The sequence below is a fragment of the Streptomyces sp. NBC_00328 genome (assembly GCF_036139655.1).
Lineage (GTDB): Bacteria > Actinomycetota > Actinomycetes > Streptomycetales > Streptomycetaceae > Streptomyces.
Genome location: NZ_CP108013.1, coordinates 8,665,341 through 8,680,524, shown reverse-complemented (window position 1 = coordinate 8,680,524; position 15,184 = coordinate 8,665,341). Strand labels below are relative to the sequence as shown.

General features: G+C 70.9%; 12 protein-coding genes and 1 pseudogene. 9 read left to right on the top strand and 4 right to left on the bottom strand.

Features of this window, described 5'->3' with window-relative positions; translation table 11 throughout:
• The 3 genes from OG485_RS38045 to OG485_RS38035 all read left to right on the top strand — a co-directional run bounded on the left by OG485_RS38045 (position 1) and on the right by OG485_RS38035 (position 2,839).
• Positions 1-987: a carbohydrate kinase family protein gene (locus tag OG485_RS38045; RefSeq protein ID WP_328673165.1), complete on the top strand. Its 987-nt coding sequence runs from the start codon at positions 1-3 to the stop codon at positions 985-987.
• Entirely contained in the window at positions 984-2,303 is a 1,320-nt protein-coding gene (locus OG485_RS38040; protein ID WP_328673164.1) for an alpha-glucosidase/alpha-galactosidase, read from the top strand. The genes OG485_RS38045 and OG485_RS38040 overlap by 4 nt, the downstream gene beginning before the upstream one ends.
• Positions 2,304-2,419: 116 nt before the next feature.
• Positions 2,420-2,839 carry a DUF7144 family membrane protein gene (locus OG485_RS38035; RefSeq protein ID WP_328673163.1) on the top strand — a complete coding sequence of 140 codons (420 nt, stop codon included), beginning with the start codon at positions 2,420-2,422 and terminating at the stop codon, positions 2,837-2,839.
• 74 nt (positions 2,840-2,913) lie between these two features.
• On the opposite strand, the gene OG485_RS38030 is transcribed toward OG485_RS38035, so the two are convergent.
• Positions 2,914-5,577 (bottom strand): LuxR C-terminal-related transcriptional regulator, encoded by a 2,664-nt coding sequence (locus tag OG485_RS38030; protein ID WP_328673162.1) that lies wholly within the window; start codon positions 5,575-5,577, stop codon positions 2,914-2,916.
• A gap of 312 nt (positions 5,578-5,889) precedes the next feature.
• Here OG485_RS38030 and OG485_RS38025 point away from each other — a divergent pair, with 312 nt between their 5' ends.
• The 4 genes from OG485_RS38025 (at position 5,890) to OG485_RS38010 (ending at position 11,080) form a co-directional block, all read left to right on the top strand.
• Positions 5,890-7,515, top strand: coding sequence for an MFS transporter (locus OG485_RS38025; RefSeq protein ID WP_328673161.1), 1,626 nt, complete (start codon positions 5,890-5,892; stop codon positions 7,513-7,515).
• 201 nt (positions 7,516-7,716) lie between these two features.
• Entirely contained in the window at positions 7,717-7,914 is a 198-nt protein-coding gene (locus OG485_RS38020) for a hypothetical protein (RefSeq protein WP_328673160.1), read from the top strand.
• Positions 7,915-8,040: 126 nt separating this feature from the next.
• The gene (locus tag OG485_RS38015) at positions 8,041-8,703 is read left to right on the top strand and encodes an HdeD family acid-resistance protein (protein ID WP_328673159.1); all 663 of its coding nucleotides are present in this window, start codon (positions 8,041-8,043) and stop codon (positions 8,701-8,703) included.
• A 583-nt stretch (positions 8,704-9,286) separates the two neighbouring features.
• Positions 9,287-11,080, top strand: a complete 1,794-nt coding sequence (locus tag OG485_RS38010) for an ArnT family glycosyltransferase (protein WP_443048849.1) — start codon at positions 9,287-9,289, stop codon at positions 11,078-11,080.
• 77 nt (positions 11,081-11,157) lie between these two features.
• Here the strand turns inward: OG485_RS38010 and OG485_RS38005 are convergent, their stop codons facing one another.
• The 3 genes and pseudogenes from OG485_RS38005 to OG485_RS37995 form a co-directional block, all read right to left on the bottom strand.
• Positions 11,158-11,673 (bottom strand): hypothetical protein, encoded by a 516-nt coding sequence (locus OG485_RS38005; RefSeq protein WP_328673158.1) that lies wholly within the window; start codon positions 11,671-11,673, stop codon positions 11,158-11,160.
• 173 nt (positions 11,674-11,846) lie between these two features.
• A pseudogene (locus tag OG485_RS38000) lies at positions 11,847-12,625 on the bottom strand (sugar nucleotide-binding protein).
• Positions 12,626-12,823: 198 nt separating this feature from the next.
• Entirely contained in the window at positions 12,824-13,126 is a 303-nt protein-coding gene (locus tag OG485_RS37995) for a hypothetical protein (RefSeq protein ID WP_328673157.1), read from the bottom strand.
• 188 nt (positions 13,127-13,314) lie between these two features.
• Between OG485_RS37995 and OG485_RS37990 the strand changes: the two genes are divergently transcribed.
• Positions 13,315-13,491 (top strand): hypothetical protein, encoded by a 177-nt coding sequence (locus tag OG485_RS37990; protein ID WP_328673156.1) that lies wholly within the window; start codon positions 13,315-13,317, stop codon positions 13,489-13,491.
• Entirely contained in the window at positions 13,488-14,651 is a 1,164-nt protein-coding gene (locus OG485_RS37985; RefSeq protein ID WP_328673155.1) for a hypothetical protein, read from the top strand. The genes OG485_RS37990 and OG485_RS37985 overlap by 4 nt, the downstream gene beginning before the upstream one ends.
• Positions 14,652-15,184: the final 533 nt, after the last annotated feature.

Genomic DNA, 15,184 nt, shown 5'->3' with positions numbered 1-15,184 from the left:
ATGAAATCGTTCGATCTCCTCGTCGTCGGCGACGCCAATCCGGATGTCGTCCTCGGCCCGTTGCGCGGCCCCCTGGAGTTCGGGCAGCGCGAACAGCTCGTCGAGCACGCCGGTTTGGTGCTCGGCGGCTCCGCCGCGATCATGGCGTGCGGGGCGGCTCGGCTCGGGCTGCGGGTCGCGTTCGCGGGCCGGGTGGGTGACGATCCCGCGGGTGCCTTCGTGCGCGAGGCGCTCGCCGGGCGCGGTGTCGACGTGGGCTTCCTGGTCACCGACCCGGTCCGGCCCACCCCTCTCACGGCCGTCGTCATGGCCGGGGACGGGGACCGGGCCATCCTGACGGCGCCGGGCTGTCTCACCGAGACCGGTCCCGAGGACGTGCCGCGGGACCTGATGGCGGACTCCCGGCATGTGCACGCGGCCTCGTTCTTCCTGATGCCCCGTCTGGCCCGGTCCCTGGCGACGGTGTTCGGCCTGGCCCGGGAGACCGGCGCGACGACGTCACTCGACACGAACGACGACCCGGCCGGGCACTGGGACAACCAACTCCTCGACCCCGTACTGGAGTTCACCGATTTCCTGTTGCCCAACGCGGCGGAGGCGTCGGCGCTGTCCGGGGAAGCCGATCCGGTCGCCGCTGCCGCCGTCCTGGCCGGCCGGGGGCCGACGGTCGTGGTCAAGGACGGCGCGAACGGCGCCCTCGCCGACACCGGGACGCGGCTCGCGCACGCACCGGCCACGGCCGTCGACCCCGTGGACACCGTCGGCGCGGGCGACAGCTTCGACGCCGGGTTCGTCGCCGCGACCCTGCGCGGTCTCGACCTGCGCTCCGCGCTCACGGTGGCCGCGGCCTGCGGTTCGCTCTCGACCCGGGCACACGGCGGTACGGCGGCACAGCCCACCTGGGACGAGGCCCTCGCCGCGGCCCGCGCACACCTCCCTGCAGTTCCACCAGCCCCCCGCACCCGCGAGACCAGGAGCCGTTCATGAACGACGTCACCGCCCCGAAGATCGCCTTCATCGGAGCCGGGAGCGTGGTGTTCACCCAGGGACTGCTGGCCGACCTGTTCAGCTTCCCCGAACTCGCGCACGCGCGCATCGCGTTGCACGACATCGACCCGGAGCGGCTCGCCACGGCGGAGGGCGCCGCCCGGTACATCGCCGGCGTACGCGGCGCCAAGCCCACGATCACCTCGCATCCCGACCGCCGAGCGGCCCTGGCGGACGCCGACTTCGTCATCAACATCATCCAGGTCGGCATGGACGGGGCGACCCGAACCGACTTCGACATCCCCGCCCGCTACGGACTGCGCCAGACCATCGGCGACACCCTCGGCATCGGAGGCGTCTTCCGGGCCCTGCGCACGTTCCCGGTGCTCCGCGCGCTCGCCGCCGACATGGCCGAACTCTGCCCGGACGCCCTGCTGTTGAACTACACCAACCCCATGGCGATGAACGTCCTCTATCTGAGCCGGATCGCGCCGAAGCTGCGCGTCACTGGCCTGTGCCACTCGGTGCACTGGACGATGCACGACCTCGCCCAGCTCGTCGGGGTCCCCTTCGAGGAGGTCACCCACCTGGCCGCCGGGGTCAACCACCAGGCGTGGGTGCTGCGTTTCGAGCGCGCGGGCCAGGACCTCCACCCGCTCCTCGACGAGGCCATCGCCAAGGACCCCGGGCTGCTGCGCCGGGTCCGCGTGGACATGTACCGCCGCCTCGGCCACTACCCCACCGAGACGAGCGAACACTCCTCGGAGTATGTGCCGTGGTACCTCCACCACGACAGCGAGATCGAGCGGCTCAGGCTGCCGGTGGGCGCCTATCTGGAGATCATCGAGGAGAACGCGGCGAGCTACCGGCGTACCCGCGACGCCCTCGCCTCCGGGGCGCCCCTCCCCGTCGAGGGCACCTTGGAGTACGCCCCGCAGATCATCCACAGCACGCTCACCGGCACCCCGCGCACGATCTACGGCAATGTGCCCAACCGCGGCCTGATCGACAATCTCCCGGCGGACTGTGTCGTCGAAGTCCCGTGCCTGACGGACGCGTTGGGGGTGCAGCCGACCCGTGTAGGCGCGCTGCCCCCGCAGTGCGCCGCGCTGAACAGCGCATACGTCTCCGTCACCGACCTGGTGGTCCGCGCCGCCACCGATGACGAGCCGCGGCACATCCGGCACGCCGCGATGGCCGACCCCGCGACGGCCGCCGCTCTCCCCGTCGAGCGCATCTGGGACCTGTGCGACGACCTCGTACGGGCTCACGGTGATCTCCTCCAGCCCGGGCTGAGGGTGCTGCTGGGCCACTGAGCGGGGGACGACGTCCGTTCACCGTCACCCTTAGGGGGTGAGGCCGGTCGGGGCCGGGTGCCGCAGGCTCGGTGGTGAGTGGCTGCGGTCGCAGCCCGTGCAACGGAGGTCTCGCCATGGCAACCACCCAGCATCACACCCGCTCCAAGACCACGATGACGGCCGCGGGCGGCCTGATGATCTTCGCCTCGGTGATGCTGTTCGTCTCCGGCGTCCTGGACATCCTGCGGGGCGTCATGGCCATCGCCGAGGACGACGTCTTCGTCACCAGCCAGAACTACGTCTTCAAGTTCGACCTGACGAGCTGGGGCTGGATCCACCTGACGCTCGGCGCGGTCGCCGTGGTCGTGAGCCTCGGTCTGTTCACGGCGGCCACCTGGGCCCGGGTGATCGGCGTGGGCATCGCCGCACTGCTGATCATCGCCAACTTCCTCGACATCCCGTACTACCCCGTCTGGTCGCTGACGCTGATCGCCCTGTACGGATTCGTCATCTGGGCGCTCTGCGTGGCACGGCCGGACACGGACACCGTCTGACCCGGCGGCGACGCCGGAACCGGCCCGGACCACCGGACCGGGCCGGGCCGGCTCCCGGTGCGACGGTCCGCGGCTCACAGGATGTGCAGGTCGCGGGCCCGTCGTACGGCCTCGCCCCGGCGGGTCGCCGCGAGCTTGCGGTAGACGCTCTTGAGATGAGTCTTGACCGTGTTGACCGACAGATGCAGGTCGGACGCGATCTCGTCCCTCGACATCATCTGCGCCAGCCGTTCCAGCACCTCCTGTTCGCGCTCGCTGAGCGGTTCGATCACCGGCTCGATCACGGATTCCTGACCCGTCCGCAGGCCCGGCCCGGTACCCCGGACCGCGGCCGCCTCCGGGAGCCACTCATGGCCCTGGGCCAGCGCGGGCCGGTGCCGTACGAAGGCCCGTATCCAGGGGCCGGCCTCCAGGAACGGCCGTCTCAGACGCTCCGGTCTGGCCGTCCGCAGGGCCCGCGCCACCAGTCGCTGGGCGGTGGAGTCGTCGCCCAGCGCGTCCGCGGTCTGCGCCCGCGCGAGCAGCACCCGGACGGCGATGCCCGGTCCCTCGTCCACCTCGGCGGAGAGCGCGTCGAGCAGGGCGCGCGCCGCCTCCCGGTCACCGGTGGCGAGCCGGGCACGGGCTGCGGCCGCCGTGGCCTCCGGCCCGGTCGCCCGCTCCTCCACGAGCACGTCCGCCGCGGCGAGCGGTTCGCCCAGCGCCAGGTACGCGGTCGACATGGCCAGCGCGGCCCGGTCACTGACCCACGGTGAGGGCTCGACCCCGTGCGGCGGGCGCTTCAGCTCCTCCAGGACGCGCAACGCCTCCTTCGGATGCCCCTTGGCCAGCAGTATCCGGGAGCGCAGCAGCGCCAGGCCCGCCGTCGCGACGGGATCGTGCGAGGCCGTGCCGGAGGCGGTCGCCTGGTCCAGATGGGTCTGTGCCGCCGCCAGATCGTCGCGCTCCTCGGCCACCGCCGCCAGGACGAGCTGGGCGACGCCCGTCCGGGCGGCGGGCGGCAGGCCGGAGCGCTCCGCCTCGGCGACCGCCGCCCGCGCGTGCGACTCCGCCCGGCTCGGCCGCCCGCACAGGAGATCGATCAGGGCGAGCCGGCTGAGGGATTCGTGCCGGGGGTACGCGGTGGACGGCCCGTCATCGACCTGCACGGCGGCGGACAGCGAGAGCCGGGCCGCGTCGAGCCGTCCCGCCCAGAGCTGTGCCGAGCCCAGGTCGGTGAGCATCAGGGCGGGCAGTTCCGGGTGCCGTTCCAGCCGCTCGGCCGGAAGGGCCAGCTCCGCCGCCGTCATGTCCTCGGCCGCCGCCTGCGCCGCCTCGGCCGAGCCGGTCAGCCGGGCGGCGAACACCCGCAGCAGCGCGTGGCTCAGCCTCAGGGCCGCCGTGCCGGGCTCGTCGCCGGCCAGGTTCTCCCCTGCCCGGCGCAGGTAGTCGAGGCCCCGGTCGACGTCGTGGCGTACGAGTTCACGGGCGGCGCGCACCAGGCACGCGGCCGGGCCGGCCGCGTCCGGGGGCATGGCGGCGAACAGTCCGTCGAGGCGCTCGGCGTCGAGTCCCGTCAGCAGTTCGCCGATGGCCAGCTCGTCGACGAACCGGTCGGCCGCGAGCTCCCATTCACCCGCCCCCGCCGCGTGCGGCAGGGCCTCCGCCAGCAGGCCCGACTCGCTCAGCCAGCGGGCGGCCCGCCGGTGCAGTTCCGGCTCCAGGCCCGGGAGTCTGACGCGCAGATGGACCCGCAGGATCTCCGCGAACAAGGGGTGCAGCCGGTACCACGAGTGGCCGATGGCCTCGACGAAGGCGTTGGCGTGCTGGAGCCCGGCCAGGATGGGATCCGCGTCGTCCCGGCCCGTCAGGGCGTTGGCGAGATCCGGGTGGATCTGATCGAGGATGCTCGAACGCAGGAGCAGGTCCTGTGTCTCCTCCGTCTGCGCTTCGAGGACCTCGGCCAGCAGGAAGTCCGCGAGCGTGCTCTGGCCCGCCTCGAAGTTCTTGATGAACGTGTCCGGGTCGTCGACGTGCTGTGCCGCGAGGATGCACAGGCGCAGTCCGGCCGCCCAGCCTCCGGTCCACTCCGTCAGCGACCGGGCGCCGTCGTCCGACAGCCGGATGTCGTGACGGTTCAGCAGCGCGGCCGTCTCTCCCGGGACGAAGGCCAGGTCGGCGCCGCGGACCTCGGCGACCTCTCCGGCGGCGCGGTAGCGGTGCAGCGGAAGCTGTGGCTCCGTACGGCTGACGACGACCAGGCGCAGGCCACCACCCGCGTGGCGCAGGACGAACTGGAGCTCGTCGGCGACCTCGGCCGAGGCGCCCACCCGGTCGAACTCGTCGAGCACCAGGATCACGGGATCCGCGCGTTCGCTCAGCCAGGCCGCCAGCCGGGTCAGCAGGGAGTGGTCGACGTCGCCGGGGCTCGACGGGCTGCCGATGTCGTCCGGGACGTCCGCTCCGTGCCGCCGCAGGGATTCCAGGACGTACGTCCAGAAGATGCCGGGGCCGGTGTCCTCGGGCTCCACGGTCAGCCAGGCCACGTCGTCCGGACGGTCCATCGTGGAGATCCAGTGGGCGACCAGGAGCGTCTTCCCCGCTCCCGCGGGCCCGTTGACCAGGGTGAGGGGGCCTCGCACACCCTCGGCGAGCCGTCCGACCAGCCGCGGCCTGCGGACGAAGGTCTCCGTCAGGTCGGGGACGGTGAACCGGACGGCGAGCAGTGGGTCACCGCCCGGGGTCAGCAGCCCGGCCATGAGGTCCTGCCTCCGCGATGTCTCGGCAGCGGCGACGCGTCCGATCCGATGTGGTCCGGGTCCACGGCTCCCTCCCCGGTGTAACCCCCGCACACTGATCGTCACCCGCTGTCCCGAATGTCGCAAGGCAGGCTCCGGTCCCCCGCCGCGGGTGAGGTGCGGGGCGCCCGTCCCGGATGCCATGGGAGCGGATTCCCCGGATGCGCGAAGGCTGAGGTCCGGGTGCCATGGAGGTGCCGTGGACGTGCGGCCGGGCCGGACGCCCTGTCCGGCACGGCGGCGTCGCGGGCGGAATCGATGAGGTGGTCACCGGTGAAACACTGGCGCGCTCTTGCCGTGCTCGGGACGGCCCAGTTCCTGATGGTCCTGGACACCTCCGTCATGAACGTGTCCATCAGCCAGCTCGTGGAGGACTTCGACACCGACGTCACCGCCATCCAGGCCGTCATCACGCTCTACGCGCTGGTCATGGCCGCGTTCATGGCCACCGGCGGGCGGCTCGGCGACATCCTCGGACGCCGTCGGCTCTTCCTCGTCGGACTCGTCGTCTACGGCGTGGGCTCGGCCCTGACCGCGGTGGCTCCCACCCTGTGGGTGCTCGCCCTCGGCTGGTCGGTCATCGAGGGGCTCGGGGCCGCCCTGGTGCTGCCGGCCATGGCGGCCCTCGTGGCGGAGTCCTACAGCGGAAAGGACCGGGCCGTCGCCTACGGCGTCATCGGCGGGCTCGCCGGTGCGGGCATCGCGGTCGGACCGCTGCTGGGCGGCTGGGTGACGACGTACCTCACCTGGCGTCTGGTCTTCGCGGGCGAGGTCGTGGTCGTCGTCGCGATGCTCTGCTTCCGCCGGGCGATCCCCGACAGACCCCGGCCCGAGCCCCGCCCCCGGCTGGACGGCGTGGGCGCCTTCCTGTCGGCGGCCGGACTGGGACTGGGCGTGCTGGGTGTCCTCCAGAGCGGCACCTGGGGGTGGGTGCAGCCCCGCAACCCGCCCTTCACCATCCTCGGCTTCGCTCCGACCCTGTTCGTCGTCGCCGCCGGGGTGCTCGTCCTGGCCGTCTTCGCCAAGTGGGAGCGCCGCAGGGAGGCGCACGGCACCGACCCGCTGATCCATCTGTCGCTGCTGCACCGGCTGCCCCTGCGCTCGGGTCTGCTGACGCTGGTCAGCCAGAACCTCATCCTGCTGGGGCTGTTCTTCGCCATCCCGCTGTATCTCCAGGTGGTGCAGGGATTCGACGCGTTCCAGACGGGTCTGCGGCTGCTCCCGGTGTCCGTCACGATGCTGCTGGCCTCCGTACTGGCCTCCAGGCTGGGGCGGGTGATGGGGCCGCGCCGGGTGGTCAGACTGGCCCTGCTGACGCTGCTCGGAGCCATCACGTGGCTGCTGGCCACCATCGAACCGGACATCGACGACGCCCAGTTCGCCGGGGCCATGGCACTGCTGGGCGTCGGCATGGGTCTGCTCGCCTCGCAGCTCGGCAACGTGGTGCAGTCCAGCGTCGGCGAGGAGGAGCGCAGCGAGGTCGGCGGGCTCCAGTTCACCGCCCAGAATCTGGGCTCCGCCCTCGGTACCGCGCTGATCGGATCGATCCTCGTCGGCGCCCTGGCGCAGGCCTTCACCAACCAGGTGGCGAAGAACCCGGCGGTGTCGCAGGAGGCACGCACCCAAACCAGCATCGCGCTCGAAGCCGGCATCAGCTTCGTCCCCACCGACCAGGTGCGTTCGGCGGCCGAGCAGGCCGGGCTGCCGCCGGCCGAGGTCGATGCCGTCACGGACTCCTACGCGACGGCGCAGCTCAACGGCCTGAAGGCGGCGATCCTCGCGGCCGGCGGCATCACGCTCGCGAGTTTCCTGGTCACGACGCACCTGCCGACCGGACGGGCGGGCCGGGGAAAGGAACCCGGGACGAGCAGCCCGACCGTCCCCGTCGAACCGGCGTGAACGCGCGGGACTCGAACCGGTGAACCCGAGACGCCCGCACCGGCGTGAACCCGGGGCGCGTGAACCGGCGCAAGCACGCACGGCGGCGCCCCGGCCCCGATTCACCTTCTGCGGGTGAGGGCGGGCTGGGCGTGGTGCCGGATGATCGTGGGGAAGGGTGCCGTCAGCCCACCCCAGGCCGCCCGCCGGGGGGAGCCCCGTATGCAGTACGAGATCCGCGTCGAGGGACATCTGTCGGAGGCGCTTTCCGAGGCGTTCCCGGAGATGGACCACGTGCTGATCTCGGGCCAGACCATCCTGTTCGGCCCGGTCGTCGACGAGGCACACCTGTACGGACTGCTGGCCCGCTGCCGGTCGCTCGGCCTGCGGGTCGTGGAGATGCGCCAACTGCCCGGGTGACCACGAGGATCACCCGCCGGGGGTGAGCCGCCGAAACCCGGCGCACGGGAGCGTGGATGCCGGGAATCCACCCACCGTCCCGTCGGCGGCCCGGAACCGGTCCGCTCGACCGCGTGAGGAGGAACCATGACGGAATCGCATGGTCCGGCACCGCACACCGGACCCGAACCCGGGCCCGGGGGCCAGGCCTACGCGCCCCCAGGGGACCCCGCGGTCATGCTGGACCGCGTCGGCGCCTCCTGGACCTGGCTCCTCGGCTCGGCCGTCGCGACGCTGATCCCCGGCATCCTGATCCTGGTCTGGCCGGACGAGACCCTGCACGTTCTCGCGGTTCTCCTGGGCCTCTACCTGCTGGTGATCGGCGTGTTCCGGTTCGTGTCCGTCTTCGGCCACCGGGAGCAGGGCAACCGGTTCGCCACGCTGCTGATCTCGGTGCTCTACGTCCTGGCCGGCGTCCTGTGTCTGCGGAACCCGCTGCAGACCATCGCCGCGCTCTCCCTGATCCTCGGCATCGTCTGGCTCGTCTCCGGCGTGCTGACCGCGTACACCGCCATCGCGGCCAAGGACCTGCCGCACCGTGGCTTCGTCCTGTGCGCGGCGGCGATCGGCATCATCGCGGGCATCGTCGTACTGGCCCTGCCGACCGAGTCGGCCCGCGCCCTGACCCGGCTGCTCGGTCTGTGGATGGTGCTGATCGGTCTGGTCGAACTGGCCGTGGCCTTCGCCTGGCGGGCCGCGCTGCGCCGGGCGGTCTCCGCCGGGCCGCGCGACCCGGCCTCCCCGTACTGAGGAGAAGCCGGAACGGAGGACCTAGGGCCTGTCTGACAATTCGCGTCGTCGCCCGAAGGGCGGCCCGGCGGCGTCATGGGGGTCCCCCCTGCTCGAGCGAAGCCGAGAGCTCGGGGGAGCGTGCTCTCGGCGTGCCGGCCCCAGACCTGCGTACTGGACGTACTCGGGTCTGGGGCCGGTGCGGCGAGAGGGCGTGCATGGCGTCGCCGGGCAGACGGGAATTGTCAGACAGGCCCTAGTGCCGCGACAGGCAACGTTCGCCCCGTCGCGACTCCCGGCACGCACTCTCGCCGCACCGGCCGAAAGCCCAAGTACATCCAGTACGAGGACTTCCGGCCGGCACGCCGAGAGCACGCACCGGGCGCCGCTCCTTGACGGGCAAACGTTGCCTGCCGCGGCACTAGCACTCCCGGCCCTCCGCACACCGCCGCCCGCGACCCCTTGAGTTGTGCGGAAGGCCGGGCATACTCGTGACTCCCCTGCCAGGGCGCCGGCCGGATCACCCGGCCGGCGCCTCGACGCGCACCCGAATCCGTGGGCCGCCCGATGAGCAGGCTCGTACGGAGCGGACGTAACAAAGGGCATGCCGACATCTCTGGCCAGCAGGCACGACGAGCGCGTGCCGGTGAACGGCGCGGTGGCACCGCGCGCGCTCCTCGGGCGGCTGCGGCGGCACAGACGGGCCGCTTTCGTCGTCGCCGTGGCCCTGCTGCTGGTCCAGATGGCCGTCGCCATGGTCACTACGGCCGTCGAGCAGACGCCGACGATCGACGAGCCCGTGTACGTGGGCACCGCGACGGTCTACGTCCAGCAGCACGACCTGAGGTACAACCCCGAGCATCCGCCGCTGGGCAAGCTGATCATCGGAACCGGTCTGCTGTTCGCGCACCCGCACCTCGACCCCGCGTTCAAGGGCGACCAGACCGAACTCGGGCGGCATGTGCTGTACGAGTCCGGCAACGATCCCTGGCGGGTGATGCTGTGGGCACGGTTGCCGGTGATCGTCCTGACGCTGCTGTCCGGTCTGGTCGTCCTCGCGTTCGCCCGTGAACTCGCGGGCAGGAGAGGCGCGTTGGTGGCCCTCGCCCTCTACGCCTTCTCGCCCGACGTGATCGCGCACGGCTCGCTGGCCACGCTCGACGTTCCGGCGTCGGGGTTCCTGCTGACCTCGGTGTGGCTGGTGTGGCGGGCCAGGCGACGGCCGTTCCTGTACCTGCCGCTCTCCGCCGTGGCGCTGGGCGCGACGGTGGCGACCAAGATGAGCATGCTGCCGGCCGTTCCGCTGGTGCTGCTCCTCGCGGTCGTGTCCGTGTGGCACGCGGGCACCACCGGCCGGGGCGCGGCACCGGGTGGCGACCCACGGGCGAAGGCTCGGCTGCTCGGACGCGCCGCCGCGGCCGCCGCCGGGATGGCCGTGGTGGCCGTCGCCGTGGTGTGGGTGACGTATCTGGCCGTCGATCCCCGGCTGCGCTGGACGGCGCCCGCGGATCTCCCGGCCGCACACGGACTGCGCGCGCTGCTCGTCGACCACCTGCCCGTGCCGCGGCCGTACCGGGACGGTATGCGGGTCCAGTTCGGCTTCGAGAACGCGACCTGGCAGGGCTTCCTCTTCGGCCGGCTCTACCAGGGGTCTCTCTGGTACTACCTGCCGGCGGCGCTGCTGGTGAAGACCCCGCTCGGCATGATGGCGCTCTGGACGGCCGGTTCGCTCACGCTCCTGGCCGTACGCCGGCTGCGCCCCGCGGCCCCGTACCTCCTGGTCCCGCCGGTGCTGCTGCTGGCCTCGGCGATGACCGGATCCCGCGATCTCGGCGTGCGCTACGCCCTGTTCATGCCGGTGTTCCTCGCGGTCGCGGCGGGCTGCGCCGTGGTCCCGCGCGGGCGCCGGCCGGAACGGGCCGGGGCCGAGCGGCGGCGCCTGCCGGGATGGGCGGGGCTCGTGCGGCAGCCCGGTCCGGGGTGGCCGGGGCCGGTGACGGCGGCGCTGGTCCTGTTCGTCGCCGTCAGTTCGCTGCTGACGTACCCGTACTACCTGCCGTACTCGAACGAGGCGTTCGGCGGCCCGGGGAAGACCTATCTGCGCCTGCACGACTCGAACGTCGACTGGGGTCAGGACCTCGGCCGCCTCGCCGACCGGCTGAAGGGGCACTACCCCCACGAGAAGGTGTGGCTCGTCTACAAGGGCGCCGGGGTGCCGTCCGCCTACGGCATCGACGCGACCGACCCCCGTACGGTGCCCGCGGCCCGGGTGCACGGACTGCTCGTCGTCTCCGACACCGCGATCGACAAGGCCGATGCCCGCCTGAAGGCGCTGCTGGCCCCGAGCAGGCGGGTCGAGGAGATCGGCCACTCGATCACCGTGTTCCGGAGACCGTGACCCGCCGCCGTCCGCGGACGGCAGACCGGCGACCGGAGCAACACCTCCGCCGCACGGCCGACGGCCGTCGAGCCTGCCTAGGCTCGCTCCAGGACGTAGGCGCTGCGGGAGTCGGGGTCGCCGAAGAAGAAGTACAGCAGCAACCGCTTCTTGTCGTTCCGCCGCAACTCGAAGGTCCAGGTATAGGTATCGGGTGCCGGCTCGGGCCCTGCCGACGCGCCGAGGCTCTCATCGGGACCGGGAGTGCGCGTGGCCGATGCCGTGCGCGAGGTGAGGGTCAGCCGGACATGCTGACCGTCGTTCCACCCGCCGCGCTCGTCCGTCAGCTCCCACGCCCCCGTCCCCGACACCCGCCACCTGTCATCGAAGTCGAACTCCTGCCCGTCCAGGAGACGGATGACGGCCGTTCCGTCAGCACGGAGAGTGACCTCCGTCCTGTCGACGCAGCGCCACGAATCCACGATCTCCGCCCGCTTCGCGTCATGCACCGCGGGCACCTCGTCGTACATGTGCGGATCGCATCCCACCAGCACGAACAGGCCGGCCACGAGGACCGCGATGCGCCGTACCGGGCGGGGCAAGTCGGTCTTCACGATCCGGCCCTCCGGGGCGGCGCCACACATGACTGCGGTTCGACCTGGTGTCGATCATGCGTCCACCATCCTGCCAGCATATTTGAACATGTTCAACTCCTTCCACCGGGCCGTGTGCGGGTACGCTCCGCGCTCCGGATCGGCGCGGTCGGCCTCCCACGGGAAGCCACGTATCACGCCCCGCCTCCGCGGAGGAACTCGCGGGCGCCTCGGAGCCTGGTCCGCAACCGCTCCTGCGTCGCGCGGCTGTCGAGGTGTACGTCGAGGGCCGCGGGCAGGTTGGTGTCGGCTCGTCGCCCAGCAGGCAGTTGCGCACCATCAAGTCCTTGATCCCGGGCGATGTGGACACCGAGGTCGTGACGGCTCAGGGCATCTGGCCCGGCAAGGTAGAACATGCTGGCTGCGTCGGACAGCGCGATCTCCCACCACGCGGCGGCCAGGTCTTCGACATGTACTGGGCAACGGATGTCATCGGTGAACAGGACCCCGTCACGGGTGCCGGCTGCCAGGGCATGCACCGTGTGCTCGTGCCCGGACTTGCCCTGTCCGAGGATCAGCGAGGTCCGAACGACGGCTGCGCCTGGCAGCAGCAGCCGCACCGCCGTCTCGGCCGCGGCCTTGCGGCACCGTAGGAGGTGACCGGGTCGGGCAGGCTGCTCTCGTCGTATCGGACATGCATACCGGAGAACACCGCGTCACTTGAAACGTGGACCGAGCGACATCCTTGCCCGGCGGCAGCCAGCGCCACGCGGATCGCACCGTCGGCGGTGACCGCCCAGTCGGACTGGCCGCTGGACGCGTTGACGACGATCGAGGGGCGACATCGAGCAGTCCTGCGGCGGGCAAGCAGAAAGTTTTCGCGATCAACCCGATGGCCACCGCCCGCTACCGAGACCGCGGTGCGGCTGTGGGTCAACCAGGCCGACGCCCACACCGTGATCTTCGACTTCATCGAGGGCTGGTACAACTTGCACCGACTCCACAGCAGCCTCGGCTACCAAAATCCCGTCGAATACGAGACCGCACTCGCAGCCTGACCGCCACACCGACGGTGTCCATCAAAGCGGAACAAGCTCAGTGGCGTGGGGGCTCCGGCTACAACGGAGTCCTCCACGGCCGATCCTTCCACAAAACGCCTTCCTTACGCCCGTCAGCCCAACGCCTGTCCGTCCAGGGCCCGCTGAAGGCTCACGGTCGTCACGTGGGCTGCCGACATCATCGACTCGATGCGCCCCTTCTTCCCCTCCGCCTCCCAGTGGCCCTTCGCCCAGTAGGGCTGGGGGTACACGTCCGGAGAGTGCACCCAGACCACCGTCACGGTCATGCCAGTGCCCGCCTTGGTCCATCGGTCGATGCACGTGGTGATTCCCTGCCACGTCATCTCGGCCACCTCCAGCTTCCACCCCTTACTCGCGGCGTAGCTCCGGGCCGAGTCCCGCTCTTCGATCTTCATCGTGCCTCCCTGAGTCCGAGTCAGACAGTCTGCACCGATGACGCCCGTCAGCACCTGACCGGTCACCCGTCATCCCACGCGTGTAAGGGGGTGAGCCGGCCGTGGCCCGCACCTTCTCCGCAGAGGACGAGGACCGTCTCCGTCAGCTCCACGCTGACGGCGTTAGCCGCAACGAGATCGCGCGTCAGATGGAGTGGTCCGTCGGCACGATCACGAACCACGCCCAGCGCCTCGGGCTCTCCTTCGGCGAGGACAAGCCCCTCAAGCAGGACGACCACAGCGTGGATGCCCTCCGCTACACGATCAAGACCACTCAGCACATCTGGCGTCCCCACGTCGCTCTCAACTTCGAGGAGGTGGCGTGATGGTCCCCGCATGGCCTCCTCCGGAACTCGCTGACGTCTTCGCCCAGCAGGACGTCTGGGGCGCCTGGTACGCCGGGATACCCGAGGCTCTGACCGACGCGTACCGGAATGCCCCGAACGACAGGCCCGCCCTACGCCGGAAGGGCTTCCTGGCCTGCCTGGGGCGGTGGTTCTGGGGTCAGCCCACGGCGGTGGGAGAGCGGCCCTCCAAGCTCCACGTGCCGCTCGCCGGAGCCATCGCGGCCGCCAGCGCCAACCTGCTCTTCGGGTCTCCGCTGAACCTGACGGTGGACTACAAGGCGACCCAGGAGCGCCTGGACCAGCTCACCGACGACACGACGTACGCCGTTCCTGCGGGAAGCCGCGGAGATGTCGGCGACCCTCGGCGGGGTGTACCTCCGTGTCGTCTGGGACAGAGCGTCCAGGACAAGCCCTGGCTGGTGGAGGCCTCCCCCGATATCGCTGTTCCCGAGTGGAAGTGGGGCCGGCTGAGCGCCGTCACGTTCTGGAACGTGATCCGCGAGGACGCCAACACCGTTGTCCTGAAGCCGAACAAGCTCTGGCGTCACCTGCCCGCAGCCACCCACCTCGGCCGCTCGGACTTCTCCGGTGTCGAAGGGCTCATGGACGCGCTGGACGAGGCGTACAGCGACTGGATGCGCGACCTGCGTACGGGCAAAGCCCGACTCCTGGTCGGCAACGAGGTCCTGAAAGGTCTCGGCAAGGGCCAAGGCGCGTACTTCGATCTCGACCGCGAGCTGTTCGCCCCGCTGAACCTGGAGCCGGGCGAGGACAAGGGCTCGGTCATCGAGCAGGTCCAGTTCGCCATCCGCACCGAGGAACACCGCGTTCTCTGCGCCGACCTGGCCGAACGGATCATCCTCGGAACCGGATACAGCCTCCAGACCTTCGGCGTTGTGCCCGAGGGCAGCGGCAACCCGACGGCGACGGAGATCGCGGCTCGGGAGCGTCAGTCTCTCACCACCCGGGCGAACAAGACGAGTTACTGGCGTCCCGCGCTTGCCCACCTCTTCGGCGTGCTGCTGGAGATCGACCGAGCCGTCTTCCGGTCCCCGGTCGTCACCCAGATCCCCGGCATGGAGTTCCCCGATGTCGTCACGCCCGGCCCAGGCAAGACCCGCGTCAGCTCAACGACCTGAACGCGGCCGGCGCCATCTCTACGTACGAGAAGGTCCGTCGCCTGAACCCTGACTGGCGGGACGAGCAGGTTCTCGAAGAGGTCGCACGCATCTATTCAGAGAGGGTGTCGAACCAAAGCCCCTCTCCGGAAAGCAATCTGGCCCAGGACGCAAAATCGCTTCCAGCACCTGACCGCGCTGGAAGCGATTCCTAGTACTCAAAGCCATGTGGCGCCTGGGGGTTACACCACAGAACCCAGAATACCTAATGGTGGTCGATCAGCCGCACGGCCAAGGTCCACAGGGCGCGAGCGCCCAATGCGATACCGAGCCGCTTCGTCAGATCCCGAACAAGGCCCCGCTTGCTTGGGGCACGTTCTTTTTCCACCATGCACCTCATCTCATCTTGATGGACTGGGTCACCGGGCATCCGGCGACCCCCAGGACGGCGGATCAACCAGGCAACCCAGCCCAGCCCACTGATGAGGTAAGGCCCTCTCAAGGTAGAGCCCGGTCCTGGCGCCATCTAGGGCGCATCAGGCGCGCAACGGACG

Excerpts from the sequence above, each read along its gene's own strand:
- OG485_RS38045 (WP_328673165.1), top strand. The coding sequence starts at position 1 with ATGAAATCGTTCGATCTCCTCGTCGTCGGCGACGCCAATCCGGATGTC.
- OG485_RS38040 (WP_328673164.1), top strand. The coding sequence starts at position 984 with ATGAACGACGTCACCGCCCCGAAGATCGCCTTCATCGGAGCCGGGAGC.
- OG485_RS38035 (WP_328673163.1), top strand. The coding sequence starts at position 2,420 with ATGGCAACCACCCAGCATCACACCCGCTCCAAGACCACGATGACGGCC.
- OG485_RS38030 (WP_328673162.1), bottom strand. The coding sequence starts at position 5,577 with ATGGCCGGGCTGCTGACCCCGGGCGGTGACCCACTGCTCGCCGTCCGG.
- OG485_RS38020 (WP_328673160.1), top strand. The coding sequence starts at position 7,717 with ATGCAGTACGAGATCCGCGTCGAGGGACATCTGTCGGAGGCGCTTTCC.
- OG485_RS38015 (WP_328673159.1), top strand. The coding sequence starts at position 8,041 with ATGACGGAATCGCATGGTCCGGCACCGCACACCGGACCCGAACCCGGG.
- OG485_RS38010 (WP_443048849.1), top strand. The coding sequence starts at position 9,287 with ATGCCGACATCTCTGGCCAGCAGGCACGACGAGCGCGTGCCGGTGAAC.
- OG485_RS37995 (WP_328673157.1), bottom strand. The coding sequence starts at position 13,126 with ATGAAGATCGAAGAGCGGGACTCGGCCCGGAGCTACGCCGCGAGTAAG.
- OG485_RS37990 (WP_328673156.1), top strand. The coding sequence starts at position 13,315 with ATGGAGTGGTCCGTCGGCACGATCACGAACCACGCCCAGCGCCTCGGG.